Genomic DNA, 15,831 nt, shown 5'->3' with positions numbered 1-15,831 from the left:
ACCCGGCCGGTGCCTCCCACCCTGGCCGGCTTTCTGCGCAGCTAGGAAACGGAAAAAAGCCCATGCCGAAGCGCCAAGACATCAAATCGATCCTCATCATCGGCGCAGGACCGATCGTCATTGGCCAGGCTTGCGAATTCGATTACTCCGGCACCCAGGCGTGCAAGGCGCTGAAGGAGGAAGGCTACCGCGTCATCCTCGTCAACTCCAACCCGGCGACGATCATGACCGACCCGGGCCTCGCCGACGCAACCTATGTCGAGCCGATCACCCCTGAGGTCGTCGCCAAGATCATCGCCAAGGAACGCCCCGACGCGCTTCTGCCGACCATGGGCGGCCAGACCGCGCTCAACACCGCGCTCTCCTTGAAGCGCATGGGCGTCCTCGATCGCTACAATGTCGAGATGATCGGCGCCAAGCCGGCCGCCATCGACATGGCCGAAGACCGCGCCTTGTTCCGCGAAGCCATGCAGCGCATCGGCCTGGAAACTCCGAAGTCGATGTTGGCCAACGCCACCGATATCAAGGATGCCGACCGCAAGACCCATGAGGTTGAGCGCAACAAACTGAAGGAAAGCCTCTCCGGCGCCGAACTGGACACGGCGCTCGACGCGCTTGAGAACCAGTGGAACCTCGGCGAAACCGACCGCAAGCAGCGCTACATCAGCCACGCCATGGCGATTGCCGCCCAGGCGATCGACGTCGTCGGCCTGCCCGCCATCATCCGCCCCTCCTTCACCATGGGCGGCACCGGCGGCGGCATTGCCTATAACCGCTCGGAGTTCTTCGAAATCATCGGCGGCGGTCTCGATGCCTCCCCGACCACCGAAGTCCTGATCGAAGAGTCGGTTCTCGGCTGGAAGGAATATGAAATGGAAGTCGTCCGCGACAAGGCGGACAACTGCATCATCATCTGCTCGATCGAAAACATCGACCCGATGGGCGTCCACACGGGCGATTCCATCACTGTCGCGCCGGCGCTGACGCTGACCGACAAGGAATACCAGATGATGCGCAACGCCTCGATCGCGGTCCTGCGCGAGATCGGCGTCGAAACCGGCGGCTCGAACGTCCAGTTCGCCGTCAACCCGAAGGACGGCCGCCTCGTCGTCATCGAAATGAACCCGCGCGTCTCGCGCTCGTCCGCTCTCGCATCGAAGGCAACCGGCTTCCCGATCGCCAAGGTCGCCGCCAAGCTCGCCATCGGCTACACGCTCGACGAACTCGACAACGACATCACCGGTGGCGCAACGCCCGCCTCGTTCGAACCGTCGATCGACTATGTCGTCACCAAGATCCCGCGCTTCGCCTTCGAAAAGTTCCCGGGCGCTTCGCCGATCCTGACCACGGCCATGAAGTCGGTCGGTGAAGTCATGGCGATCGGCCGCACCTTCGCCGAATCGCTGCAGAAGGCGCTTCGCGGCCTCGAAACGGGCCTCACCGGTCTCGACGAAATCGAAATCCCCGGCGTCGAGGAAGGCGAATCCAGCCAGAACGCCATCCGCGCCGCGATCGGCACGCCGACCCCGGATCGCCTGCGCATGGTTGCCCAGGCGCTGCGCCAGGGCATGAGTCCCGAGGAAGTGCACGAAGGCTGCAAGATCGACCCGTGGTTCATCGCCCAGTTCAAGGCGATCGTCGACATGGAAGCCCGCGTTCGCGAACACGGCCTGCCCACTGACGCCGCCAACCTGCGCACGCTGAAGGCCATGGGCTTCTCCGACGCCCGCCTCGCGACACTCTCCGGCAAGCGCCCGAAGGAAGTGGCCGAACTTCGCAATTCGCTGAACGTCCGCCCGGTCTTCAAGCGCATCGACACCTGCGCCGCCGAGTTCGCCTCGCCGACCGCCTACATGTACTCGACCTACGAAACGCCTTTCGTCGGTGAGCTGCGCTCGGAAGCCGAAGTTTCCGCCGCCAAGAAGGTCGTCATCCTCGGCGGCGGTCCGAACCGCATCGGCCAGGGCATCGAGTTCGACTATTGCTGCTGCCATGCCGCATTCGCTCTGCGCGATGCCGGCTATGAAGCCATCATGATCAACTGCAACCCGGAAACGGTCTCGACCGACTACGACACGTCAGATCGCCTCTACTTCGAGCCGCTGACTGCCGAGGATGTGATCGAGATCCTGCGCGCTGAGCAGGAAAAGGGCGAAGTCGTCGGCGTCATCGTGCAGTTCGGCGGCCAGACCCCGCTGAAGCTCGCCGAAGCGCTCGAAAAGAATGGCATCCCGATCCTCGGCACCGCGCCCGACATGATCGACCTTGCTGAAGACCGCGACCGCTTCCAGAAGCTGCTGGTCAAGCTCGACCTGACGCAGCCGAACAACGGCATCGCCTACTCGGTCGAACAGGCCCGCCTGGTCGCCACCGAAATCGGCTTCCCGCTGGTCGTTCGCCCGTCCTACGTTCTGGGCGGCCGCGCCATGCAGATCCTGCATTCGGAAAGCCAGCTGCAGACCTACCTGCTCGACACCGTTCCGGAGCTGGTGCCTGAAGACATCAAGCAGCGCTACCCGAACGACAAGACCGGCCAGATCAACACCCTGCTCGGCAAGAACCCGCTGCTCTTCGACAGCTACCTGTCGAACGCCATCGAAGTCGATGTCGACTGCCTCTCCGACGGCAACGACGCCTTCATCGCCGGCATCATGGAGCATATCGAGGAAGCCGGCATCCACTCCGGTGACTCGGCCTGCTCGCTGCCGCCGCGCACGTTGTCATCCGAGATGATCGACGAGCTCGAGCGGCAGGCGAAGTCGATGGCCAAGGCTCTCAACGTCGTCGGCCTGATGAACGTCCAGTTCGCCATCAAGGACGGCATTGTCTACGTTCTCGAAGTGAACCCCCGTGCCTCGCGTACCGTTCCCTTCGTCGCCAAGACCATCGGCGCTCCGATCGCAAAGATCGCCGCCCGCGCCATGGCCGGCGAGAAGCTCGACGCGCTGTTTTCCGCCTATGGCGAGAAGCCGGATCCGCGCAACCTCAAGCACGTCGCCGTCAAGGAAGCTGTCTTCCCGTTTGCCCGCTTCCCCGGCGTCGACACGCTGCTCGGCCCGGAAATGCGCTCGACGGGCGAAGTCATCGGCCTCGACACCGACTTCGCGCTAGCTTTCGCCAAGTCGCAGCTCGGCGCCAGCGTCGAACTGCCGCGTGACGGAACGGTCTTCGTTTCGGTTCGCGACGCTGACAAGCCGCGCGTCCTGCCGGCCATCCGCGTTCTCGTCGGCGAAGGCTTCAAGGTTCTCGCAACCGGCGGCACCCAGCGCTTCCTCGCCGAGAACGGCATCGAGGCCACGAAGATCAACAAGGTTCTCGAAGGTCGCCCGCATATCGAAGACGCGATCCGCAACCGTCAGGTCCAGCTGGTGATCAATACGACGGATGGTAACAAGGCGATCTCCGACTCCAAGTCGCTCCGCCGTGCCACGCTGATGCAGAAGGTGCCGTACTACACGACGATGGCCGGCGCCGAGGCAGCCGCCCAGGCAATCAAGGCGCTGCGCGCCGGAAACCTCGAAGTCCGCCCGCTGCAGAGCTACTTCGCCTGATCCTCATCGGTGATCGCAACCCGCCATGTCACGGGTTGCGATCACCGCTCATCAAGCCGTCGATGCGCTTGAATCTCCTTGCGAGATCGATTCCATAAGCTTCTGAATTTTCAGCATATCCTGCAGGAATCGATCCGTTTCCTCCGCCTTCTTGGCGGGATCCGGCAGGCGCAGCAAATAGGACGGATGCACCGTCGTGAACAGCATCCGGCCATCCGGGGTCGCAAGTGCCTCGCCCCTGATATCCGAGAAGCGATATTTTCCATCGGTCAGTGACGCGACCGCCGTTGCACCCATCGCGACGACAAGCTTGGGAGCGATCAGCTCCAATTCCTGCTCGAGCCACCAACGACAGTGTTTCACCTCGCCCATGTTCGGCCGCTGGTGGATACGCCGTTTGCCGCGCGGTTCATACTTGAAGTGCTTCACCGCGTTGGTGATGTAGACTTCCGATCGCACGATGCCGGCGTGACCCAATGCGTGATCAAAAACCGAACCGGCGGGCCCAACGAAAGGCCGCCCGGCCAAATCCTCCTGGTCGCCCGGCTGCTCACCGACGAATACGACCACCGCGTCCTGCGGGCCCTCGCCGAACACGGTTTGTGTCGCCGGCCCATGCAGCGGACATTGGGTACAGGCGGCAGCGGCATTCCGGAGCGACTCCCATGTGCCAGCCTCCGCCGCAGGTGAGGCGGGCGCATTTCGGGCAGCCTCCTGCAGGCGCTGGTGGAACGGCAGCGGACGGGTTGCCTCCCGCTTTGCCATTGCCAGCACCTGGCTCTCGGCATTTGCGATCAGACCGGGAATGAGGTCCGCTTCCGGCAGATTCTTCCAGTATTTCTTCGGCATCTCCGCCTGCATCGCCTTCACCTTCAACCGCGCCGGATTGAAGATGTTGGCGTAGTAGGTGCGCCAAAGTTCATCAGCGGCATCGGAAAGGTCGGGCTTCTCGCAGGCGTCGTCGCCGACAGTCAGGGCCTTGCCATCCCATCCCGCCGAGCCTTTCGGCGTGAGGATGATCCAGTCCATATCGTTGAAGCGCTTCTGGAAAAACGACGCCTTGCGCCCGACGATGTAGTGGTCCGGCTCGAACCAGGCGAGAAACTTGCGCCGTCCGTTCACCGAAATCCCGCTGCCGACCTCCTTGAACCGAACGAACGCCGTCATCTTGTGCGCGTCGCGCCGAACGCTCTTCTCCATCAGTCGCGCGCGCACCACGTCTTCGTCCGACGGCTGTTCCAGAAGCCGCCGGTCGGCCTGCAACCGCACCAGAAGCCGGTAAAGCAGCATGAAGCGCGCCGGATCGCTATGACAGATGACAGCATTGGCAAGCTCGATAAAGCCCGGCGGCACGGTCAATGGCGCGCCATCCGGCAATGGCGCAGGCGCAGGCATTTCGGCCTCATGTCGGAAAAGCCCATCAGCTTCCGCTTCCGCGTGCCACTCGACTTCCGCCGAGGGAACTCCCGCGGCTGCCAAGGCGCGGGCCGCAACCCGCCATTCCTCCAGATCCCCTCGCCCGCGCAACGTGATGTGTCGCATCACAGCAACCTCAACTGCTCCGGCTGCGGCTCGAACATCTGGCGAAGGTCGGGCCGGTCGATCAGACGCCGCGGCGACCAGTCCTCCGCGATGATGAAAGCCTGCACCTTCTTGATCGAAACGCCGAGACGCGAGAGGTCATCCATCCGCAATCGGCGGAAGCGTCTCGCCGACAGCAGGGATTTCACCGTCTTCGTGCCGAAACCCGGAACCCGCAGCAGCTTCTCGCGATCGGCCTTGTTGATGTCGACCGGAAACTCGCCGCGATGGCGAAGCGCCCAGGAGAGCTTGGGATCGAGATCGAGGTCGAGCATCCCGTCGGTCTGCGACGAGGTGATTTCATCGATACCGAAACCGTAGAAACGATACAGCCAATCGGCCTGGTACAGCCGATGCTCGCGCATCAAGGGCGGCTTGATCAGCGGCAGGGCGCTGGACGAGTCGGGGATCGGGCTGAAGGCCGAATAATAGACGCGGCGAAGGCCATAGCTTCCGTAGAGATTGGCGCTGCAGCCGAGGATGGCCGCATCGTTGGCGCCGTCAGCACCGACGATCATCTGTGTGCTCTGCCCGGCTGGGACAAACCGCTTGCGACGCTTCGTCTGCAGTGTCGGCTCGCTCGCCGCTTCTATCTTCAAGCGAAGGTCGGCCATCGAGCGACGGATTCCCGACGGCTTCTTTTCCGGCGCCAGCCGCGCCACACCGGCATCCGTGGGAAGCTCGATGTTGAGCGACAGGCGGTCGGCATAGAGGCCCGCCTCCTCGATCAGCTGTGGCGAAGCCTCGGGAATGGCCTTGAGATGGATGTAGCCGCGAAAATTATGCGTTACCCGCAGTTCCCGCGCGATCCTGACGAGCTGCTCCATCGTATAGTCCGAGGAGCGGATGATCCCCGATGATAGAAACAGGCCCTCGATATAGTTGCGACGGTAGAATTCCAGCACGAGCCAGACGACTTCTTCCGGTGTAAAGCGCGCGCGCTCCACATTGCTCGACGAGCGATTGACGCAATATGCGCAGTCAAAAATGCAGAAATTGGTCAAAAGGATCTTCAGCAGCGAAATGCATCGGCCATCGGGCGCATAAGCATGGCAGATGCCGGCGCCTTCGGTCGAGCCAAGGCCACCGGATGCTCCCGAATCGCGCTTCGTAGTCCCGCTGGAGGCACAAGAGGCGTCATACTTTGCGGCATCGGAAAGAATGGCCAATCGTTCTTTGAGCGACTTTCTCATTCTTTTGTTCACTATATGTTCCCGCGATAAAAGTCAAGACAATCGCGCGTAGCGGCGACGCACAGCCAGCGATACGAATTTTATGGAAATCCGCGAGGGCGATCTGCTATAAGTCAGCTAATCAGAATTGTTGCACGGTTCCGAAGTTTTCTCTTCGGGACCGGTTTTCGTTTGTGTCTGCGGCTAAGCGGATGCGGGGAGTGAAGGACAGAAAAATGGTTGATAAGGTACCGATGACGCAGGGTGGTTTCGTCAAGCTGCAGGAAGAACTGCGCTGGCGTCAGCAGGAAGAGCGCCCAAGAATCATCGAGGCGATCGCCGAAGCTCGTGCCCACGGTGACCTTTCCGAAAACGCCGAATACCATGCCGCCAAGGAAGCGCAGAGCCACAACGAAGGCCGGGTCGCCGAACTGGAAGATCTGACGGCTCGCGCCGAAGTCATCGACCTCTCGAAAATGTCCGGCAGCACGATCAAGTTCGGCGCCAAGGTAAAGCTCGTCGACGAGGATACCGAGGAAGAAAAGACCTACCAGATCGTCGGCGATCAGGAAGCCGACGTGAAGCAGGGCCGCATCTCGATCTCCTCCCCGATCGCCCGCGCGCTGATCGGCAAGGAAGTCGGAGATTCCATCGAAGTGAATGCGCCTGGCGGCGCCAAGGCCTACGAAGTGCTGTCCATCAGCTGGGGCTGACGGACAGTGGCGGACCGCGGCCAAACCGCAATCGTCGACGTCAAGGACGTTGAGGTCATAGCGCCGAACTTCAAGAAGCGCCTGTCGGGCGTTACCTCCACCATCATTCAGCTGGTCCCCATTCAGCGCAACCTCGGACAGAAGGTTGCCGCCCTGGGGCCCGGCCTGCCCGGCCGCTTGCCGCATATCCGCTTTTCCGATCTGACGCGCCTCTGGCGAGCGCCTGAAGGAAAGCCTTTTCGTATCTGGCACGCGCGCCGCAACATCGAAATGTTGCCGGCCATCGTCCTGCGCGACCTGCTCAGAATGCCGCTCAAGATCGTTTTCACCTCGGCTTCGCAGCGCAAGCATAGCGGCTGGACAAAGTGGCTGATCTCCCGAATGGACGCGGTGATCGCGACCAGCGGCAAGACCGCCGGCTATCTCGAGGTTCCGAGCAACGTCGTGCTTCATGGGATCGACACGCATCGCTTTGCGCCGGCAGGCGACAAGGCGGCCGCCAAGCGCGCCTGCGGGATCGACGAAACCAGCAAGACGGTCGGCTGCTTCGGTCGCGTTCGACACCAGAAGGGCACCGATCTCTTCGTCGACAGCATGATCCGCCTGCTTCCCGACCGCCCGGATTGGAACGCGATCGTGGCTGGGCGGGCAACGCCGCAACACCTCGCCTTCGAGAACGATCTGAAACAGCGCGTCGCTGCGGCCGGCCTCTCCGATCGCATCCTCTTCGTCGGAGAGCACACCAATATCGACGAGTGGTACAAGACGCTGGATCTTTTCGTCGCGCCACAGCGCTGGGAAGGCTTTGGCCTGACGCCGCTGGAAGCCATGTCGACGGCCGTCCCTGTCGTCGCGACCGATGTCGGCGCCTTTCCGGAACTGCTGGTCACCGGCCCCGGCGAAACCGGCATCATCATCGCGCGCGACAGTATCGACGCCATGGTCGATGCAGCCGCTCAGTTGATGGACGATACGGCACGACGCGATACCGCAGCGGAACATGCGCGTGCGCATGCGCTTCAGTCGTTCAGCATCGATGGCGAAGCGCAGAAGCTCGGCGCGGTCTACAACCGGCTATTCTCTGCCGCCTGATCATTGTCAGGCGATGGTCGTCAGACCTCGACCAGACCCAACCGCTTGACCTGACGGATCGTCAGCATGGTGCGAACCGTGTCGACGTGCTCATTGGCCGTCAGCACTTCGATGACGAAATCCTGGAACCGCGTCAGGTTCTCGGCGACACAATGGAGCAGGAAGTCGCTATCGCCGGACACCATCCAGGCCTGGCGAACCAGCGACCATTCGGCGGTGGCGGCAGCGAAGGCCTTGAGATTGGCTTCTGACTGGTGCTTGAGGCCGACCATGCAGAACGCCACCAGATCGAAGCCGAGCTTCGGGCTGTTCAGCATGGCGTGATAGCCTTCGATTATCCCCGATTCCTCGAGCTTGCGAACGCGACGCAGGCACGGCGGCGCTGAGATACCGACCCTGTCGGCCAGTTCGACATTGGTCATGCGACCGTCAGCCTGCAGTTCTCGCAGTATCTTGATGTCGATGGCGTCGAGTTCAGCGCGGACCAAGCGAGTGCCTTTCTTTAATTTGCTCTGGGCAGCTTCTATATAAAGCAACGCAATACGCAAGAATGTTTCGCCTGCATGACGGAATCTTGCACACCCCCACCGGAATGCCTTGTTGGTAACGCAAGGCTGCCCTTGAATAAAAGCATTGGACGTTCATAAATGGCGAATGGATCGCGAAACGGCCGCATTCGCCTTTTAGCCGCCGCCTCCTGACAGTTGAAAGGAAATATCTATGTCCGCCCGCCACACAAAGGTGCTCATCATCGGCTCCGGGCCTGCCGGTTATACGGCAGCCGTCTATGCGGCTCGCGCAATGCTGAAGCCCGTACTGATCGCCGGTCTGGAGCAAGGCGGACAGCTGATGATCACCACCGACGTGGAGAACTATCCGGGCTTCGCCGATCCGATTCAGGGTCCTTGGCTGATGGATCAGATGCTGCAGCAGGCAAAGCATGTCGGCGCCGAGATCGTCAACGACATCGTGACGGAAGTGGACATGAACCAGCGTCCCTTCGTTGCCCATACCGACAGCGGACAGATTTGGACGGCTGATACGCTGATCATCGCGACCGGCGCCAAGGCCAAGTGGCTTGGCATCGAAAGCGAGCAGCATTTCCAGGGCTTCGGCGTTTCGGCTTGCGCCACCTGCGATGGCTTCTTCTATCGCAACAAGCACGTGATCGTCGTCGGCGGCGGCAATAGCGCTGTCGAGGAAGCACTCTACCTTTCCAATATCGCGAAGTCCGTGACCGTCGTGCACCGCCGCGACAGCTTCCGCTCCGAGAAGATCCTGCAGGAGCGTCTGTTCTCCAAGGAAAACGTCAAGGTGCTGTGGAACACGGAAGTTGCGGAAATCACCGGTGCGCCGGCCAAGCCGCCGATGCCGCCGTCCGTCAGTGGCGCGCGCCTGCGCGACACCCGTACCGGTGCCGTCACCGAAATTGCCGTCGACGGCGTCTTCGTTGCGATCGGCCACGCGCCTGCCACCGAACTTTTCAAGGGCAAGCTGAAGCTCAAGGATAACGGCTATCTCTGGACCGCGCCGGACTCGACCGCGACCAGCCTGGAGGGGGTCTATGCCGCTGGTGACGTGACGGACGATACGTTCCGTCAGGCGATCACGGCGGCCGGCCTGGGATGCATGGCCGCCCTGGAAGCCGAACGTTATCTGACGGGCCATATGCCCGTCGCCGTTGCCGCGGAGTAGGATCGGCCATGAGGGGTGGGGGAATGCCATTGGATTGGGACAAGCTGCGTATTTTTCACGCAGCTGCCGAAGCGGGCTCGTTCACGCATGCGGCCGATAAGCTGCATCTGTCTCAATCCGCCATCAGCCGCCAGGTCAGCGCTCTCGAGCAGGACGTCGGTACCAAGCTGTTCCACCGCCATGCCCGCGGCCTGATCCTGACGGAACAGGGCGAGCTGCTCTATCGCACCGCGCACGACGTTCTCCTGAAGCTCGAAACGGTGAAGATGCAACTCACCGAGACGACGGAAACGCCGACCGGAAAGCTGCGCGTGACGACGACGGTCGGTCTTGGCCAGGGCTGGCTGACCGACAAAATCCAGGAGTTCATGCAGCTCTACCCTGACGTCCAGATCCAGCTGATCCTCGACAACGAGGAAGTGGACGTGAATATGCGCTACGCCGATTGCGCGATCCGGCTTCGCCAGCCGGTGCAATCGGATCTGATCCAGCGCAAGCTGTTCACCGTGCACATGCACGTCTATGCGGCCCCCTCCTACATAAACAGGCACGGGGAACCGCAGACGGTCGAGGATCTCGACAACCACCGCATCATCACTTTCGGCGAGCCGGCACCGAACTATCTGCTCGACGTCAACTGGCTGGAGGTCGCGGGACGCTCGTCCGACAACAAGCGCATTCCGCACCTGCAGATCAACAGCCAGACCTCGATCAAGCGCGCCTGCCTGCTCGGCATGGGCATCGCCTGCATGCCTGACTACATCGTCGGCCGCGACCCGGGGCTGATTCAGTTGCCCATAAACGCCGATGTTCCGTCGTTCGACACCTACTTCTGCTACCCCGATGAAATGAAGAACGCGGCCAAGCTCAAGGCCTTCCGCGACTTCATCGTCAGCAAGGCGCGCAACTGGAACTTCTAGTTGCGATCTCCGGAAATGCAAGCCGTGCATTTTGCGCATGACTGGCATGCACAAAACGGGATTGCCGTTTGCCCATTAAAGCACCATATCGCACTCAGCTAGTGCACACGGTGGCTTTTCCTCCCAGTTCCACCGCATTAGCTGTTCCCCTCTGGAGGTTTTGACCTTCACACCTACAAGGGCCCCGGCTTTTCGGCGGCCCTCTTTTTTTGCCCTATTTTTCCGCATCGCAGCAAAAAATGCTGCAATGCATAGCAGGCATGCGCAAACAGGCATTGAATTCTGCCTGTCAAAGCATCATATCCCCCTCAGCTGATGCACATGGTGGTTTCTCTCCCAGTGCCACCGCGTTAGCTGTTCCCCTCTGGAGGTTTATTGACCTTCACACCTTAAAGGGCCCCGTTCATTCGGCGGCCCTCTTTTTTTGCTTAGAATTTAACCACGTAAAAATCGACCGTTGCGCCGATTGCTGACCTTGAATCGAATTCCACCAATCCATATATCGCCTTTCATCGATTTATAGTTCGGGAAACGACGATGGATAAGGACGAGGTCCTCAAGGCTCTCTCGCATCCGACACGGATGGAGATCCTGAATTGGCTGAAGAAGCCGGAGGAGCATTTCAGCTCGCAGGAACATCCATTGGAGATGGGCATCTGCGCCAGCCAGTTTGAGCGCTGCGGCCTGTCCCAGTCGACCGTATCCGCCCATCTCGGCACACTCAGCCGGGCAGATCTCGTAACCACCCGCCGTGTCGGACAATGGATCTTCTACAAACGCAACGAAGAGACCATCGCCGCCTTTTTGAAGCAGCTCTCGCAGGATCTCTGAGATGCCTCTTGCTCTTCTCGTTCTCGCCCTGAGCTCATTTGCGATCGGCACCACCGAGTTCGTCATCATGGGCCTCCTGCCGGAGGTCGCATCCGATCTTGCCGTTTCCATTCCGCAGGCCGGCTGGCTGGTGACGGGCTACGCGCTCGCGGTCGCCATCGGCGCCCCGATCATGGCGGTATCGACCTCGCGCCTGAAGCGCCGTACGGCGCTGATCAGCCTGATGGGCTTCTTCATCATCGGCAATCTTCTCTGCGCGATCTCTCCGAACTACTGGGTGCTGATGGTCGCCCGCATCGTGACTGCCCTTTGCCACGGCGCCTTCTTCGGAATTGGCTCGGTGGTCGCGGCAAATCTTGTGACGCCTGACCGCAAGGCCAGCGCCGTCGCGCTGATGTTCACCGGCCTGACGCTCGCCAACGTTCTTGGCGTGCCGCTCGGAACCGCCATCGGCCAGGCCTATGGCTGGCGCTCAACCTTCGCGATCGTCACCGTTATCGGCATCGTCACCATTGCCGGCCTGATCGCGGTGCTCCCGAAGGACAGCCAGGAACAGCAGGGAAGCCTGCGCCGCGAAATCGCTGCCCTGCGAAATGCGCGCCTCTGGCTCGCCCTGTCGACGACGGTGTTCTTCGCCGCATCGATGTTCGCTCTCTTCACCTATATCGCACCGCTCCTGCGCGACGTGACCGGCCTGACGCCTGACGGCGTCACCTGGACACTCTTCCTGATCGGCCTCGGCCTGACGATCGGCAATCTGGTCGGCGGCAAGCTCGCCGACTGGAAGCTTGGCCCGACGCTGGCGGTCATGTTCGGCCTGATAGCGCTGACGTCGGTCGCCTTCAGCATCACCATGCGTTCGCTGATCCCGGCCGAGATCACGTTGTTCCTGTGGGCAATGGCCAGTTTCGCCGCTGTGCCCGCGCTGCAGGTCGGCGTCGTGCGCTTTGGAAAGAATGCCCCCAACCTCGTTTCGACGATCAACATCGGCGCCTTCAACACAGGCAACGCCTTAGGCGCCTGGGCAGGCGGAATGGTCATCGATTCAGGTTTCGAGATGACCCGCGTTCCGCTCGCCGCCGCACTGATGGCCGTGCTCGGACTCGGCGCAACCGCCCTCACCTATCTTTCCACCAAAGAACAGCCAGACCCTGCTCTGGCCGAATGACCTCCTAAACTCAGAGAAAGGACTCCCATGAGCAAGCTTTTTGAACCGACGCAGGTTGGCGACCTGACGCTCAAGAACCACATCGTCATGGCCCCGCTGACGCGCAATCGTTCGCCCGGAGCCGTTCCGAACGACCTCAATGTCGAATACTATCGCCAGCGTGCGACCGCCGGCCTCATCATCACCGAGGCCACCGCGATCACCCATCAGGGTCAGGGCTATGCCGATGTCCCCGGTCTCTACTCCAAGGAAGCCATTGCCGGCTGGAAGCGCGTGACGGATGCCGTGCACGAGCAAGGCGGCAAGATCGTCGTTCAGATGTGGCATGTGGGTCGTATTTCCCACGACACGCTGCAGCCGAATGGCGGGAAGCCGGTCTCCTCGACCAACCAGGTCGCCAAGTCCAAGACCTACCTGGTCAACGCCGACGGCAGCGGCGCATTTGCACCGACGTCGGAGCCTCGGGCGCTTGAGACCGCCGAAATCGCGGGCATCGTCGAGGACTACCGCAAGGCAGCCCGCGCAGCGATCGAAGCTGGCTTCGACGGCGTCGAGATCCACGCGGCGAACGGCTATCTGATCGACCAGTTCCTGCGCAGCGGCATCAACGATCGCACCGATCAGTACGGCGGCTCGATCGAAAACCGTGCCCGCTTCCTGTTCCAGGTCGTCGACGCCATCACCGAGGAAATCGGCGCACGCCGCACCGGTATCCGCATTTCGCCGGTCACCCCCGCCAACGATTCGTCGGACACCGATCCTCAGCCGATCTTCACCTATGTCGTCGAAGGCCTGGCAAAGTACGATCTGTCCTACATCCACATCATCGAAGGCGCGACGGGCGGTGATCGCAACTACCAGCAGGGTGAAAAGCCCTTCGACTACAAGGCGCTGCGCACGGCCTACGAAAAGGCCGGCGGCAAGGCGAGCTGGATGGTCAACAACGGTTACGATCGTCAGATGGCGATCGACGTCGTCAAAAACGGCGAGGCCGATCTCGTGGCCTTCGGCAAGCCGTTTATCTCCAACCCCGATCTCGTGCAGCGCCTGAAGGACAATGCGCCCCTCGCCGGGCTCGATCAGGCAACGCTCTATGGCGGCGGATCGACCGGCTACGTCGATTATCCTGCGCTCGAAAAGGCAGCCTGAGCCTTCTCGGTTGAATGCCGGAAATCCCGCCACCTGGCGGGATTTCTTTTTCCAGTAAGGCCGTTAGGATCGGCCCATGTTTCAACCTTATCTAGACCGCTGGCAGCTCGTACCGGACGGCTCCCCCATCATCACCCATTCCAGCAATCTCCTTCCCGTCCTCTGGCGGGACGAGCCGGCAATCCTGAAGATCGCACACGACGCCTCCGAGATGGCAGGCGGTGCGCTCATGAAATGGTGGGATGGCGACGGCGCGGCAACGGTCTTTGCCTGTAGCGACGAAGCCGTGTTGCTGGAAAGAGCTCTGGGAACCAGGTCGCTTCTGACCATGGCGATGAACGGCGAGGACGACGAAGCAAGCCGCATCATCTGCGCCACGGTCGCAAAGCTTCACGCACCACGCAGCAAACGTCACCCGCCGCTGATCGAACTTCACGAATGGTTTCGAGCGCTCCCCCCGGCAGCGCAAACCCATGACGGCATACTCTCCGATTGCGACAGGATCGCCGCAGCCCTACTGTCCGATCCTCGCGACCGGACCGTTCTCCATGGCGATATCCATCATTCGAACATCCTGGATTTCGGCGCCCACGGCTGGCGGGCAATCGACCCCAAGGCTCTCCTTGGAGAACGCGGTTACGACTATGCGAACATCTTCGCCAATCACGATCTCGCCACCCTCGCCGACAAAAGCAGGCTGCGCCGACAGCTTGGCATCGTATCGGCAGCGGCAGATCTCGACCCCCGACGCCTTCTGCAATGGATCGCAGCCTATTCCGGGCTTTCGGCGGCCTGGTTTCTCGGAGACGGCGCAACGCTCTCGGCGGAAGCGCCCCTTGCCGTCGCCCGTATCGCCGTTGCCGAACTGAGCTGACGCCGTCAGGCCGGCTTCGCGGACAACGACCGCTGTTGTGCCTGACCGAGACAGCCAAGCGATGTCAGGGACACGAGCACGGCCTGATCGAGCGATGTATGCGGCTCGCTTCCGAGTGTGGCGACCAGGCGTGCGTTCGTCATGCGCAGAGGCTCGCGCCAGAGATAGCGCATTTCCAGCACCTCCCGCATGAACCTGTTGAAGGGCGCCGCGAGCGGCATGAGCCACCATGGAAACGAACGGATCTTCACGCGGCGGCCCACAACGCGTCGGATCGCCTCGGCCATCTGACGACCGTCGGCATCCCAAAGGCCGTCCATATGGTAGACGGCAAAGGCCGGCAGTTCCTCACGCATCTCCACCAGCCGGGCCATCGTCTCGGCGACATCAGGAAGGTAAGCCCATTGGTGGCCGACGCCACGCGCCGCCGGGTTCCAGATCGTCTTGACGGGTTGACCCTGCTTGATCATCCCCTGGGCAAACCAGTTGTTCCCCGCACCAGGACCAAAATAATCCCCGGCACGCACGATGATGACGCCGACGCCATCGCGCGACGCCGCAGCCAGCCGCTTCTCCATTTCGACGCGGATTGCCCCCTTCTTCGTCACCGGATGCTGCGGGCTCTCCTCGCGAAGGAGCGGAAATGCATCCGGCCCGAAGTTGTAGATCGTACCGGGCAAGACGATGGATGCGGAAACGGCCTTTGCCGCCGCGATCGTGTTGTCGAGCATGGGCAGAACGAGCGTCTCCCAATCGCGGTAGCCCGGCGGGTTGACGGCGTGAACGATGATATCGGCTCCCTCTGCGGCCGCCAGGATGTCCGCTGCGCGCATTGCGTCGCCACGCAGCCATTCAAACGACTTGTCGCCGCGGCCGGCATTCGTATTCCGGCTCAATGCCCTGACATGCCATCCCCTTGACGCCAGCACCTGCGCGACCGCGCCGCCAATACCTCCCGTTGCACCCAGCACCAGTGCGATCCGCTTGCTTTCCATGCCCATGAGAGCCTCCATCGTTTCGATAGGGAGACTGTGCAGCACCATGCTGATAAACAAAATTGACTAAATTAATATCACAGATATACA

13 protein-coding genes are annotated in these 15,831 nt (G+C 61.5%); 9 read left to right on the top strand and 4 right to left on the bottom strand.

What is annotated here, in order from left to right; all coding sequences use genetic code 11:
• Positions 1-62: 62 nt before the first annotated feature.
• Positions 63-3,551, top strand: coding sequence for a carbamoyl-phosphate synthase large subunit (carB, locus tag ASE04_RS23815; protein WP_056823672.1), 3,489 nt, complete (start codon positions 63-65; stop codon positions 3,549-3,551).
• 51 nt (positions 3,552-3,602) lie between these two features.
• Here the strand turns inward: carB and ASE04_RS23810 are convergent, their stop codons facing one another.
• Together ASE04_RS23810 and ASE04_RS23805 are read right to left on the bottom strand one after the other, a co-directional pair.
• Positions 3,603-5,093, bottom strand: coding sequence for a UdgX family uracil-DNA binding protein (locus ASE04_RS23810; protein ID WP_056823670.1), 1,491 nt, complete (start codon positions 5,091-5,093; stop codon positions 3,603-3,605).
• Positions 5,093-6,325 carry a putative DNA modification/repair radical SAM protein gene (locus ASE04_RS23805; RefSeq protein ID WP_056823667.1) on the bottom strand — a complete coding sequence of 411 codons (1,233 nt, stop codon included), beginning with the start codon at positions 6,323-6,325 and terminating at the stop codon, positions 5,093-5,095. Before ASE04_RS23805 ends, ASE04_RS23810 begins: the two co-directional genes overlap by 1 nt.
• Positions 6,326-6,540: 215 nt before the next feature.
• Here ASE04_RS23805 and greA point away from each other — a divergent pair, with 215 nt between their 5' ends.
• Positions 6,541-7,017: a transcription elongation factor GreA gene (greA, locus tag ASE04_RS23800; protein ID WP_056823664.1), complete on the top strand. Its 477-nt coding sequence runs from the start codon at positions 6,541-6,543 to the stop codon at positions 7,015-7,017.
• 6 nt (positions 7,018-7,023) lie between these two features.
• Positions 7,024-8,109 (top strand): glycosyltransferase family 4 protein, encoded by a 1,086-nt coding sequence (locus ASE04_RS23795; RefSeq protein ID WP_156408877.1) that lies wholly within the window; start codon positions 7,024-7,026, stop codon positions 8,107-8,109.
• 20 nt (positions 8,110-8,129) lie between these two features.
• Here the strand turns inward: ASE04_RS23795 and ASE04_RS23790 are convergent, their stop codons facing one another.
• Complete coding sequence (locus ASE04_RS23790) at positions 8,130-8,597, bottom strand: Lrp/AsnC family transcriptional regulator (RefSeq protein ID WP_056823662.1); 468 nt, start codon at positions 8,595-8,597, stop codon at positions 8,130-8,132.
• 232 nt (positions 8,598-8,829) lie between these two features.
• Between ASE04_RS23790 and trxB the strand changes: the two genes are divergently transcribed.
• The 6 genes from trxB to ASE04_RS23760 all read left to right on the top strand — a co-directional run bounded on the left by trxB (position 8,830) and on the right by ASE04_RS23760 (position 14,746).
• Entirely contained in the window at positions 8,830-9,804 is a 975-nt protein-coding gene (gene trxB, locus ASE04_RS23785) for a thioredoxin-disulfide reductase (protein WP_056823659.1), read from the top strand.
• 23 nt (positions 9,805-9,827) lie between these two features.
• The gene (locus ASE04_RS23780; RefSeq protein ID WP_056823656.1) at positions 9,828-10,724 is read left to right on the top strand and encodes a LysR family transcriptional regulator VtlR; all 897 of its coding nucleotides are present in this window, start codon (positions 9,828-9,830) and stop codon (positions 10,722-10,724) included.
• Between the two features lie 537 nt (positions 10,725-11,261).
• Complete coding sequence (locus ASE04_RS23775; RefSeq protein WP_056823653.1) at positions 11,262-11,555, top strand: ArsR/SmtB family transcription factor; 294 nt, start codon at positions 11,262-11,264, stop codon at positions 11,553-11,555.
• A 1-nt stretch (position 11,556) separates the two neighbouring features.
• Complete coding sequence (locus tag ASE04_RS23770) at positions 11,557-12,723, top strand: MFS transporter (protein ID WP_056823650.1); 1,167 nt, start codon at positions 11,557-11,559, stop codon at positions 12,721-12,723.
• A gap of 27 nt (positions 12,724-12,750) precedes the next feature.
• Positions 12,751-13,872, top strand: coding sequence for an alkene reductase (locus ASE04_RS23765; RefSeq protein ID WP_056823648.1), 1,122 nt, complete (start codon positions 12,751-12,753; stop codon positions 13,870-13,872).
• 76 nt (positions 13,873-13,948) lie between these two features.
• Entirely contained in the window at positions 13,949-14,746 is a 798-nt protein-coding gene (locus tag ASE04_RS23760) for an aminoglycoside phosphotransferase family protein (protein ID WP_056823643.1), read from the top strand.
• 5 nt (positions 14,747-14,751) lie between these two features.
• Here the strand turns inward: ASE04_RS23760 and ASE04_RS23755 are convergent, their stop codons facing one another.
• The gene (locus ASE04_RS23755) at positions 14,752-15,747 is read right to left on the bottom strand and encodes an SDR family oxidoreductase (RefSeq protein ID WP_056823640.1); all 996 of its coding nucleotides are present in this window, start codon (positions 15,745-15,747) and stop codon (positions 14,752-14,754) included.
• Between the last annotated feature and the right edge of the window lie 84 nt (positions 15,748-15,831).

Origin of the sequence: Rhizobium sp. Root708, from assembly GCF_001429725.1 — a bacterium.
Lineage (GTDB): Bacteria > Pseudomonadota > Alphaproteobacteria > Rhizobiales > Rhizobiaceae > Rhizobium.
Note: the sequence above shows the minus strand (reverse complement) of the source record. Positions and strands in the feature narration are given on the sequence as shown.